This is a genomic window from Ruminococcus sp. J1101004sp1_RTP21198st1_B9_RTP21198_201120, assembly GCF_040924245.1.
Classification (GTDB): Bacteria; Bacillota; Clostridia; order Lachnospirales; family Lachnospiraceae; genus Blautia_A; species Blautia_A faecis.
In genome coordinates, this window is the sequence record NZ_JBCOMI010000042.1 from 22,453 (window position 1) to 32,337 (window position 9,885).

Below are 9,885 nucleotides of genomic sequence, written 5' to 3' on the forward strand. Positions count from 1 at the left end.
ATGGCAAATAAAGAGTATCTGAACGTAAATGAGCTGGCAACCTTATTCGGATTGAACGTGCAGACCCTGCATTATTATGACAAGATCGGAATTCTGAAGCCTAGCTACAGAGATCCGAAAAACGGATACCGGAAATATCGTTTTGATCAGACCTATAAGCTTGCATCCATCCGCTATATGCGAAAACTGGGTTATTCCATTGAGGCAGTCCGGGATTTTCAGGACACAAAAAGTCCTGATGAGGCGCTTAAAAGACTGAAGGAGCGTTCCGCAGCCATTCATGCCCAGTGGGAAGAGATGATGCGGATCGACCATGCGATTTTGCGAAAAATACAGTTTATTGAAGATTCGAAAGCAGGAATTGATTACGAAAATATCCAGGTGGTGAAATATCCAGAGCGAAAATATATTCCCATCGGAGCAGAAGAGGAGCTTTATGCAGGCGAATCCTTCTACTTTTATCCAACCATTGTATTTTATGGGGAAAATAGCAAGGAATTTGGAGCGCTTCTTACAGATGCCGTTCCAGAGGAAAATGCGGAGATACGCACGATTCCTGCAGGAACCTATGTTGTGGGGTATCACAAAGGGGCATATGAAGAGATTCAGGACAGCTTTAAAAGGATAAAGGAATGGGGACAGGATCTGAATCTGGAGGATACCATTCTGGCGCTGAATATCATCGACCAGTTTGTGGAACAGGATAATGATAATTATTCTACCAGGATCGAGGTCAGGATTGCAGATACAAAATAGAGGAAAAGCGATGCGAGAAAGAGAAAAAATGCAATGATTAAGAATGTGAGGGACAAAAAATGGCAGTAAAGATTTACCACGGAGATATTTTGTTTACACCGTCAGCAGACAGGTTAGAGATTCACGAAAACAGTTATATAATTGTAGAAGATGGAGTGGTTTCACAGATCTGTGAAAAGATTCCGGAGCAGTATCAAGGCGCAGAGGTTATAGATTACGGTGATAAGCTGATCATTCCGGCTTTTTCTGATCTTCATGTACACGGAGCACAGTATGTACAGCGCGGAATCGGTATGGACTGTCTGCTTTCCGACTGGCTGAATCATTATACATTTCCGCAGGAATCCCGTTTCCAGAATATGGAATATGCGAAAAACTGCTACGATGCATTTGTAGATGATATGCTCCGCCATGGTACTTTCCATGCCAATGTTTTTGCAACCATTCACCGTGAGGCCACAAACTATCTCTTTGATAAAATGGAAGAGAAAGGCATGTATGGTTATGTGGGAAAGGTGAACATGGACTGCAATTCTCCGGAATTTCTCACCGAGACCACAGAGGATTCCCTGAAGGAAACAGAGAAGTATCTGGCAGAACATGAGGGAAGCAAAAAGGTAAAAACCATTCTGGCTCCCCGTTTTGCCCCGACCTGCAGCAAGCCGCTGATCGATGGTCTTGGCAAGCTGGCTGCAAAATATCATTGTGGTGTGCACACTCATCTGGTGGAGTCTCTCTGGGAGGCACAGGAAGCTCTGAATCTGTTTCCGGGCTATGGTTCTGATGCAGAAATTTATGAGCGCGCAGGTCTGATGGATCACGGTCCGTCTATTTTCGCCCATGTTATTTTCCCAACTGAGGAAGATAAGCGGATTCTGAAAAAACATGGAAGCTTTTCTGTTCACTGCCCGGATGCCACTGTGAATATTATTGCAGGAATTATGCCGCTGCAGCATATGGAGGCTGAGGGACTGAAAATTGCCATGGGAACTGACATTGCCGGTGGCCATGGAATCGGCATCTACCGCCAGGTTGCAAGAGCCGTGCAGTTATCCAAGCTGAAAGAATTCTACGAGCCACAGGAGAGTAAGACCATTACCATTACACAGGCATTCTACCATGCAACCAAAGAGTCTGGAAGTGTATTCGGTAAGGTTGGTTCTTTCGAAAAAGGGTATGCATTTAATGCCCTTGTGATTGATAATATGGAAGATCCATGGACAAAAATGACTGCAGAGGAGAAACTGGAGCGTTTCTGCTACATCGGAGATGACCGGAATATTAAGGCCAGATATATTGATGGGGAGCTGTTGGAGCAGGAATTTTAGAAATTTGCTATTTAGTGTGTTGGGAGGGTGAAAAGTTTTCAGGAGGGACGCATTTGGACAATGTGTATTACTCACTCGCCGGCGCAACGCTCCGATGAACTAATCGCTAACTGCGACTAATGCGTTCGGGAGAGCCCTCACGCATAAGTCTCCGTAAGCGCTGGATTTCATCTGCGCTAAGAACGCGCCTGAAATGGCTCGCTGGAGTAATACACATTGCCCAAATGCTGTGTGTCGGCTGGGACTGATTCTATTTAGGAACTTTTAACGAGGAAGAGGGGGAGTGATTGGTTTTCTGATACTTTCTTGGCAATGATGGATTAGATAAAAACAATAAAGCTGCGAAGTACCAACCATCTAAATGAGGTATCGAAGACACATATAATAATATGTCAAGTTCTTTGTTTGCAAAACAGCCCTAAAAATGTGCAAATACTTCATAGAAATTGTAAAAGCCGCTAATTTCCGGCAAGATTTCCATAAACTTTCGTTTCCGATATAGTATATGGAAGCCAGTCACTCACCCTCCCCACCTGTTGAAAGTTCCTATGTACAAATAAGTCCTAGCCAGTACACAGCATTCGGGCAATGGTGATTGCTCCAGCGAGCCATTTCAGGCGCGGTTTTAGCGTAGGCGAAATCCACTGCTTACGGAGACTTAATCGTGAAGGCTTTCCTGAACGATTTAGTCGCAGTTAGCAGTTAGTTCGCTGGAGCGTTGCGCCGGCGAGTGAGCAATCACCATTGTCCGAGTGCGTCCGCCTTGAACAACTTTCAACACACTAAATAGCAAAACACCATATTGACAGCTTTGCAAAAAATGCATATAATAATATCTTAGCGAAAGCACAATTACACAAACTTCGTCTGCGCACCAGCAATACCTATTATATACGATTAGGGCTTGTACTGGTTTCGACGGGGGTTTTGAAGTTGTGGAAGCCATCCGCAGTCTCCCGAACTGCGTAATAACGGGAAATTCTAAATATAAACGCTGACGATCAGTTAGTAATGGCAGCCTAAGTGCTGCCCGTCAGTCCTGTTGCACTCACACTTCAGGAGTCTGGCGTCGACCTTGTGAGAAACCTTGCCGGGTAAGCTTTGCCCCGGTAGATGTATCATGAAGCTACTGAAGCAGTAAGCCTGTCGGTGGGCGTGCTGTGGAGGGAATGTTAATACAGCGACTGTGATGGGAGATGCCGCAAGGGATAGACTTTCGGACGCGGGTTCAATTCCCGCCAGGTCCATAGTGAAAACGCCGTATTTACGGCGTTTTTTCTTTTTCGTGTTGCATTTCGTGTTGCATAGTTGTGAAATGCGAATTAATTTTATCTGTAAATTTCTTTTGCTCATCGTTGATCACATTTCTGTATACAGCCTTTAGAACGGTATCTGTTTTCCATCCACCTCTTGCCATAATGTACTGATCCAGAATACCAATCGCGTGCATGATCGAAGCAGAGTAATGTCGGAGATCATGAAAACGGAATGGTATAACCATTCCTTCAAATGGACTTATTGATTGCTACAGTGCTGTTACAATATAAGGCTTTTATGTTTGGACTATTAAATTCATAGTCCATTACGTCTATACCGTCCGCGCAGGTCTGGTCTTGTAATTCCTCATATGTGCTCATGTAAACACCTCCCGCTTTAGTATATCTCAATACGTGTACAAAAATCTGTACAGTTGCTTCCACAAAAAGAAAATTGACAAATATTTCGGAGTGACATATAATATATTTAACAAGAGAACCGTTGGTCAGTGCACACCTGACCGCCGGATAAAGCATCAGCTAAAAATAGCGCCTTACTTTACCAGAGCAGGGGCGCTATTTTTTATGCGAAAAAGTAATAACAAGAGTTATGACTGCACAAAGCATAATTACAAAAGTAAATAAATCACTGTATGTAACCATCAGCACCAGCCTCCTTTCACAAAAGTGTCCGGCGGCTGACATAACACCCCAACAGTTCCCTGGGTAAATATATTATATTGTCAATGTACATTCTGGCAGATATGCCGATTATTTCCTTTTGTTTTTCACAAATTCAGCAAACTGGCGAATTTCATTCAATTCGTCTTCGGTGTATTCTTTGCCATCAAAATGAGCGGCAAGAGTGGTAAGTTCGTCATTAAGTCCGAGGAGAGTATCAGCAGAAACATTTAAGCAATCAGCAATTTTCTTTATTGTATTTACGTTTGGTTCTCTATTTCCACTCTCATATAATGAATATGTAGATTTTGCTACGCCAATATTTTCTGCCACTTCTTTCTGGGATAATCCAGATCTTAAGCGAGCTTCTTTTAAATTGTCATTAAAATTGTCACCCATAATTGGTACCTCCTGATAATTCGATTATAGTTGCATATTGAAAAACTGTCAACAGAAAAGTTTGCAAAATGAAAAGAAAAGTATTGATAAATTTGCAAATAGCAATTATAATATAATTTCAGTTTGCAAAACGCAAATAAGCGAAAGGAGGAAATGAGATGTTTAGAAATTTAGAAGCGGAACAAGCCAGATTTGGTTATACAAATCAGCAGATGGCAGACAAGTCAATGATGTTTGCAACTGACAACGAACCAAGAGAGAAAGGAGGTGACAACGATCGTAATGACGGTTATTTTTGGTTATCAGTGTCTTCGGTCGATTTGGAATTATCAGTACCTTCTTCAACAGGTGAGCATGTGTCTTGAGTCTGTGAATACTGTTTATGCAGCTCTTCGACAGTTTCTTTTAACTATGACATTTTTCTTGAAATATGTTAAGAGCACATAACTAAGTTCGGCACATAATTACGGTTATGTTCTTAAGCACATAACCGTAAAAACTGGCTGTTCTGTGACACACCAAACGGAGCCCAGGCCAGCGCTATTGTGTACACAATGGTAGAAATGGCAAAAGCCAATGGAGTAAACGTCTATCACTATCTTACCTATCTGCTGGAAAAACTGCCTGATGATTGGATGAGTGATGATGAATTAGAACTTCTGGCGCCATGGAACGAAACTGTCAAAGCTGAGATCGAACGTCGTGCAAACGAATCAAATCAATCATATGTGAATTGTCAAGGTGCTCCGGCTACTGAAAAGTAGTCGGGGATTTTTCTTACAGAGAATATTTAAATAAATATGATGTAAACAAAGACGCATGAGTGTGGAGTGTGTGATTGAGAAATTTCAGAAAAAGTGAAAATCAGTCAGGGCCCCCTTTGGGGAGTCCCTGACTAAATGTAGCTATTCCTCAAATTCCGCAATCACCACATACCCACTAAGCGGTGCCTTTTCCACACTGACAATGGTTCCTTCCTTTGCCTTGATTCTCTGTGAGTTCGGATAGCAGCCGGACATGGCTACAGCAGGCTCAATGATATAGCTGTAGTTCATGTAGGACTGATATTCCGTGATCTGAATCTTATCTCCCGGTTTCACCAGTCCCGGACGCTCCATTTTAAAACTTTCCTGACGCATGTGAATTCCCTCTTTTCAAAAATTGATTTATATTTTACACTGTACTTAGAGCGTGTTTGAAAAATCATTCCCGTAATCTGCACGCCCCACTTTGCGGGAGATTTCACCCGAATTCGGTTGCCGTAGCCCGCTACGGCGCCCTCATCCGAGCGAAATCTCCCACAAATTGTGACGCACATCTTGCAGAAAGCCTTTTTCAAACACGCTCTAGCATAGCACAAAACAGAAAAAAAGTCATCTGTAAGAAAATGTGCTGGCGTTCACAAAATCATCATACCCCTGTGTTAAGATACAGGTAAATCGTACAAAAAGGTATAAAAACCATGCGATAAATGAGGTTGACCAAAAAGGGAGGACAAGATATGGATACATTAAAAATCCTTGTAGTGGATGATGAAAGCCGAATGAGAAAGCTTGTAAAAGACTTTTTAACAAAGAAGAATTTTCAGGTGCTGGAAGCAGGAGATGGCGAGGAAGCCATGGATATCTTTTATAAGGAAAAAGATATTGCCCTGATCATCCTGGATGTAATGATGCCAAAGATGGACGGCTGGGAAGTATGCCGTGAGGTGCGCAAGAATTCCAAAGTGCCGATCATTATGCTGACAGCAAGAGGAGATGAGCGTGATGAGCTTCTTGGTTTTGACCTGGGTGTGGATGAGTATATTTCCAAGCCATTCAGCCCGAAGATCTTGGTAGCCAGAGTAGAAGCTATCCTTCGCCGTACCGGACAGACCGGAGCGGAAGATGTGCTCAGCGCAGGGGGAATTGTGATCGATAAGGCTGCCCATCTTGCAACAGTCGATGACAAGCCTATGGATCTTAGCTTTAAGGAATTTGAGCTTCTTACTTACTTTTTGGAAAATCAGGGAATTGCTCTTTCCAGGGAAAAAATCCTTAATTCTGTTTGGAATTATGATTATTTCGGAGATGCCAGAACCATTGACACACATGTGAAGAAATTAAGAAGTAAAATGGGGGATAAAGGTGAGTACATCAAGACCGTATGGGGAATGGGTTACAAGTTTGAGGTAGAGTGATGAAGAAATCAAAGAAGCCAAAGAAAATCCGCTCCATAAAGCACCAGATCACGTTTACATTTATAGGTCTTTTATTCCTTTCCATTCTCACGATTTCCATGATCAACGGAGCATTTCTGGAAAAATATTATGTGTCAAAAAAGACGGAAACTCTTCTGGAAGCAAGGGAAGTGCTGAGTCAGATCAACACGGATTCTATGACAGAGGACGATGTGGAAAGCGAGCAGGAAGAATTGTCTTCTGAGATCATTCAGGAAAGCTCCAGGAATAATCTGACCTGGGTGGTTGTCAATGAGGATAATACGAAATATCTGTGCTGGCCGGAGAATGAAGATCAGCTGAGAAGCAAGCTGTTTTTTGGTTATGCCAGTGATCTTGACATGGATAACGGAAAAGGCACAATTCTGAAACAGACGGATAACTGTGTGGTTCAGCAGGTATATGACCGTTTCGTGGGCATGGATTATGTAGAGTGCTGGGGGAAATTTGACAATGGCAATTATTTCCTGATCCGAAGCCCTCTGGAAAGTATCCAGGAAAGCGCAAATATTTCCAATAAGTTTTATTTCTTTGTAGGAATTGTCATTATTGTTATAAGTGGAATGTGTATTATGGCAGTAACCAGAAAGCTGACCAGACCTATTTCCGAGCTGACGGAGCTTTCCCGTAAGATGACAGATCTTGATTTTGAAGCCAGATATAAAAGCAAGGCCGGCAATGAAATTGATGTGCTGGGAGATAATTTTAACAAGATGTCCAGTCAGCTGGAGCATACTATTTCCGAGCTGAAATCTGCAAACAATGAGCTGCAGAAGGATATTGAGAATAAGGTGAAAATCGATGAAATGCGAAAAGAGTTTCTGGATAATGTTTCCCATGAGCTGAAGACACCCATTGCTCTTGTGCAGGGGTATGCAGAAGGTCTGAAGGAGAACATTAATGATGATCCGGAAAGCATGGATTTTTACTGTGACGTCATTATTGATGAAGCTGCCAAGATGAATAAGCTGGTAAAGAATCTTCTTACGCTGAATCAGCTGGAATCCGGAAAAGACGCAGCTGTTATGGAGCGTTTTGACCTGACTGCATTGATCAAAGGCGTTCTTTCCACCATGGATATCATGATCAGGCAGAAAGAAGCCCGGGTGATTTTTAATGAGACAGAGCCTCTTTATGTCTGGGCAGATGAGTTTAAGACAGAAGAAGTTGTGACGAATTATGTAAGCAATGCCTTGCATCATCTGGATGGAGAAAAAATTGTGGAGATCAAAGTCCAGAAACAGGAAAACAGAGTGAAAGTAACGGTATTTAATACCGGAACCCCAATCCCGGAAGCCGATCTCCCGAATCTGTGGAACAAGTTCTACAAGGTAGACAAAGCCCGCACCAGAGAGTATGGCGGAAGCGGAATCGGACTTTCTATTGTAAAGGCTATTATGGAAGGTATGAATCAGCAGTACGGTGTTCAGAACTTTGATAACGGGGTGGAATTCTGGTTTACCCTGGATCGGAAATAAAGTAAAAATAGTCAATCTTCAGGCTGGAAATCTGGTGCTTGAAAGAGAAGATAATTGTAATTTTTCATAAAAAAAACAGTGTTAATCTGGAAAGACAATACAAACTAACAAAACAGGCGGCAGCATGGAATTAGCTCTTTGCAACCGCCTGTTTTTGCGTTATACTGTAAGAATATGAAAGTGTATGTTCAGCAATATTGTGCTTTGGGAAGGCAGTATTTGCTGATTAAAAGCATTTATATGATGGCAGAAAATGCTGCACACAATAGACGCAGTATTGACGAAAAACAGACAACAGGAGGAGCCCGAATGATAGCAATAATCGACTATGATGCAGGCAATATAAAAAGTGTGGAAAAAGCCCTTCATTACCTTGGAGAGGAAACTGTAGTTTCCAGAGATCCTCAGGTATTACTGAGTGCAGATAAAGTAATTCTTCCAGGTGTTGGAAGCTTTGGAGATGCCATGAATAATCTGAATAAATTCGGACTTGTTCCTGTGATCCGGGAGCTTACAGAGAAAGGAACTCCATTCCTTGGAATCTGTCTGGGTCTGCAGCTCCTTTTCGAATCCAGTGACGAAACTCCGGGAGTGGAGGGACTTGGAATTTTGAAAGGTAAGATCGTGAAGATTCCCCCGGCTCCTGGACTTAAAATTCCTCACATGGGATGGAATTCTCTTCACCTTCAGAATGATGGCCGCCTGTTTAAAGGAATTCCGGAAGAGACTTACGTCTACTTTGTTCATTCCTACTACCTTCAGGCAAAAGAACCTGAAATCGTGAAGGCGACTGCGCAGTATGGCGTAACTATTCATGCCTCCGTTGAAAAGGACAACATATTTGCCTGCCAGTTCCACCCGGAGAAGAGCAGCAAGTACGGTCTGAAAATACTGGAGAATTTTGCGAAGCTTGGGAAGGAGGCATAATTATGTTTACAAAGCGAATTATTCCCTGTCTGGATGTAAATAATGGACGAGTAGTGAAAGGTGTTAATTTCGTAGACCTGAAGGATGCAGGAGATCCTGTGGAAATTGCGAAAGCATACGACGCAGCAGGAGCAGATGAAGTGGTATTTCTTGACATTACAGCCTCCTGTGAACAGCGTGACACAGTAGTAGATATGGTGCGAAAAGTTGCAGCCAACGTATTCATTCCATTTACAGTTGGCGGCGGGATCCGTACTGTAGATGATTTCCGGAAGCTGCTCCGCGAAGGTGCAGACAAGATTTCTGTAAACTCCGCAGCCATTGACCGTCCGGAATTAATCCGTGAGGCAGCAGATAAATTCGGCAGCCAGTGTGTAGTAGTTGCCATTGACGCTAAGCGTCGTCCTGACGGCGGCTGGAACATCTATAAGCATGGCGGTCGTTTGGATACAGGCATTGATGCCATTGAGTGGGCGAAGAAAGCAGAAGCCCTTGGTGCAGGAGAAATCCTCCTTACCAGCATGGACTGTGATGGTACCAAGGCTGGCTACGACATCCCATTAACCCACGCAGTATCTGATGCCGTATCCATCCCGGTCATCGCTTCCGGTGGTGCCGGTACCCTGGAACACTTCTACGAAGGCCTTACCGACGGCGGTGCCGATGCAGTTCTGGCAGCTTCCCTGTTCCACTATAAAGAACTGGAAATTTCTCAGGTGAAGGATTACCTGGCTGAAAAAGGTGTTCCGGTAAGACGATAGAATATCAAGGCGGACGCATTCGGACAATGGTGATTGCTCACTCGCCGGCGCAACGCTCCAGCGAACTAACTGCTAACTGCG

At 43.2% G+C, this 9,885-nt stretch carries 13 protein-coding genes, 1 other RNA gene and 1 pseudogene; 10 read left to right on the forward strand and 5 right to left on the reverse strand.

Going from position 1 to position 9,885, the window contains the following annotated elements; genetic code table 11:
* From AB5618_RS19305 to ssrA, 3 genes are all read left to right on the forward strand, one after another.
* Positions 1 to 756, forward strand: a complete 756-nt coding sequence (locus AB5618_RS19305) for a MerR family transcriptional regulator (protein ID WP_368366991.1) — start codon at positions 1 to 3, stop codon at positions 754 to 756.
* 59 nt (positions 757 to 815) lie between these two features.
* On the forward strand, positions 816 to 2,084 hold the full coding sequence (locus tag AB5618_RS19310) for an amidohydrolase family protein (protein WP_195591126.1): 1,269 nt from the start codon (positions 816 to 818) through the stop codon (positions 2,082 to 2,084).
* Between the two features lie 900 nt (positions 2,085 to 2,984).
* Positions 2,985 to 3,334: a transfer-messenger RNA gene (ssrA, locus tag AB5618_RS19315) on the forward strand.
* A 14-nt stretch (positions 3,335 to 3,348) separates the two neighbouring features.
* Here ssrA and AB5618_RS19320 read toward each other — a convergent pair.
* The 3 genes from AB5618_RS19320 to AB5618_RS19330 form a co-directional block, all read right to left on the reverse strand.
* Positions 3,349 to 3,501, reverse strand: coding sequence for a hypothetical protein (locus tag AB5618_RS19320; RefSeq protein ID WP_233456192.1), 153 nt, complete (start codon positions 3,499 to 3,501; stop codon positions 3,349 to 3,351).
* An 88-nt stretch (positions 3,502 to 3,589) separates the two neighbouring features.
* Positions 3,590 to 3,721 (reverse strand): hypothetical protein, encoded by a 132-nt coding sequence (locus tag AB5618_RS19325; RefSeq protein WP_274603086.1) that lies wholly within the window; start codon positions 3,719 to 3,721, stop codon positions 3,590 to 3,592.
* 390 nt (positions 3,722 to 4,111) lie between these two features.
* The gene (locus AB5618_RS19330) at positions 4,112 to 4,420 is read right to left on the reverse strand and encodes a helix-turn-helix domain-containing protein (RefSeq protein ID WP_148461842.1); all 309 of its coding nucleotides are present in this window, start codon (positions 4,418 to 4,420) and stop codon (positions 4,112 to 4,114) included.
* 158 nt (positions 4,421 to 4,578) lie between these two features.
* Here AB5618_RS19330 and AB5618_RS19335 point away from each other — a divergent pair, with 158 nt between their 5' ends.
* Together AB5618_RS19335 and AB5618_RS19340 are read left to right on the forward strand one after the other, a co-directional pair.
* Positions 4,579 to 4,785 (forward strand): hypothetical protein, encoded by a 207-nt coding sequence (locus tag AB5618_RS19335; RefSeq protein WP_118584274.1) that lies wholly within the window; start codon positions 4,579 to 4,581, stop codon positions 4,783 to 4,785.
* Between the two features lie 126 nt (positions 4,786 to 4,911).
* Positions 4,912 to 5,184 (forward strand): annotated as a pseudogene (locus AB5618_RS19340) (transposase domain-containing protein); the annotation flags it as partial.
* A gap of 141 nt (positions 5,185 to 5,325) precedes the next feature.
* On the opposite strand, the gene AB5618_RS19345 reads toward AB5618_RS19340, so the two are convergent.
* Positions 5,326 to 5,559 (reverse strand): hypothetical protein, encoded by a 234-nt coding sequence (locus AB5618_RS19345; protein WP_118584275.1) that lies wholly within the window; start codon positions 5,557 to 5,559, stop codon positions 5,326 to 5,328.
* A complete protein-coding gene (locus AB5618_RS19350; protein WP_319017219.1) occupies positions 5,517 to 5,738 on the reverse strand; it encodes a DUF6783 domain-containing protein in 222 nt (73 codons plus the stop codon). The genes AB5618_RS19345 and AB5618_RS19350 overlap by 43 nt, the downstream gene beginning before the upstream one ends.
* Between AB5618_RS19350 and AB5618_RS19355 the strand changes: the two genes are divergently transcribed.
* The 5 genes from AB5618_RS19355 to hisF all read left to right on the forward strand — a co-directional run bounded on the left by AB5618_RS19355 (position 5,637) and on the right by hisF (position 9,804).
* Positions 5,637 to 5,858 (forward strand): DUF6783 domain-containing protein, encoded by a 222-nt coding sequence (locus tag AB5618_RS19355; RefSeq protein WP_319017220.1) that lies wholly within the window; start codon positions 5,637 to 5,639, stop codon positions 5,856 to 5,858. The two genes, AB5618_RS19350 and AB5618_RS19355, sit on opposite strands and share 102 nt — an antisense overlap.
* Positions 5,859 to 5,921: 63 nt before the next feature.
* On the forward strand, positions 5,922 to 6,599 hold the full coding sequence (locus AB5618_RS19360) for a response regulator transcription factor (RefSeq protein WP_118584277.1): 678 nt from the start codon (positions 5,922 to 5,924) through the stop codon (positions 6,597 to 6,599).
* Entirely contained in the window at positions 6,599 to 8,116 is a 1,518-nt protein-coding gene (locus AB5618_RS19365; RefSeq protein WP_118584278.1) for a cell wall metabolism sensor histidine kinase WalK, read from the forward strand. The genes AB5618_RS19360 and AB5618_RS19365 overlap by 1 nt, the downstream gene beginning before the upstream one ends.
* 309 nt (positions 8,117 to 8,425) lie before the next feature.
* A complete protein-coding gene (gene hisH / locus AB5618_RS19370; protein WP_118584280.1) occupies positions 8,426 to 9,043 on the forward strand; it encodes an imidazole glycerol phosphate synthase subunit HisH in 618 nt (205 codons plus the stop codon).
* A 2-nt stretch (positions 9,044 to 9,045) separates the two neighbouring features.
* Entirely contained in the window at positions 9,046 to 9,804 is a 759-nt protein-coding gene (gene hisF, locus AB5618_RS19375) for an imidazole glycerol phosphate synthase subunit HisF (protein ID WP_148461840.1), read from the forward strand.
* Positions 9,805 to 9,885 lie beyond the last annotated feature (81 nt).

What these genes read in the sequence shown, in the direction of transcription:
- AB5618_RS19305 (WP_368366991.1), top strand. Translation starts at nt 1, where the DNA reads ATGGCAAATAAAGAGTATCTGAACGTAAATGAGCTGGCAACCTTATTC.
- AB5618_RS19310 (WP_195591126.1), top strand. Translation starts at nt 816, where the DNA reads ATGGCAGTAAAGATTTACCACGGAGATATTTTGTTTACACCGTCAGCA.
- AB5618_RS19320 (WP_233456192.1), bottom strand. Translation starts at nt 3,501, where the DNA reads ATGGCAAGAGGTGGATGGAAAACAGATACCGTTCTAAAGGCTGTATAC.
- AB5618_RS19325 (WP_274603086.1), bottom strand. Translation starts at nt 3,721, where the DNA reads ATGAGCACATATGAGGAATTACAAGACCAGACCTGCGCGGACGGTATA.
- AB5618_RS19330 (WP_148461842.1), bottom strand. Translation starts at nt 4,420, where the DNA reads ATGGGTGACAATTTTAATGACAATTTAAAAGAAGCTCGCTTAAGATCT.
- AB5618_RS19335 (WP_118584274.1), top strand. Translation starts at nt 4,579, where the DNA reads ATGTTTAGAAATTTAGAAGCGGAACAAGCCAGATTTGGTTATACAAAT.
- AB5618_RS19345 (WP_118584275.1), bottom strand. Translation starts at nt 5,559, where the DNA reads ATGCGTCAGGAAAGTTTTAAAATGGAGCGTCCGGGACTGGTGAAACCG.
- AB5618_RS19350 (WP_319017219.1), bottom strand. Translation starts at nt 5,738, where the DNA reads ATGTGCGTCACAATTTGTGGGAGATTTCGCTCGGATGAGGGCGCCGTA.
- AB5618_RS19360 (WP_118584277.1), top strand. Translation starts at nt 5,922, where the DNA reads ATGGATACATTAAAAATCCTTGTAGTGGATGATGAAAGCCGAATGAGA.
- AB5618_RS19365 (WP_118584278.1), top strand. Translation starts at nt 6,599, where the DNA reads ATGAAGAAATCAAAGAAGCCAAAGAAAATCCGCTCCATAAAGCACCAG.
- hisH (WP_118584280.1), top strand. Translation starts at nt 8,426, where the DNA reads ATGATAGCAATAATCGACTATGATGCAGGCAATATAAAAAGTGTGGAA.
- hisF (WP_148461840.1), top strand. Translation starts at nt 9,046, where the DNA reads ATGTTTACAAAGCGAATTATTCCCTGTCTGGATGTAAATAATGGACGA.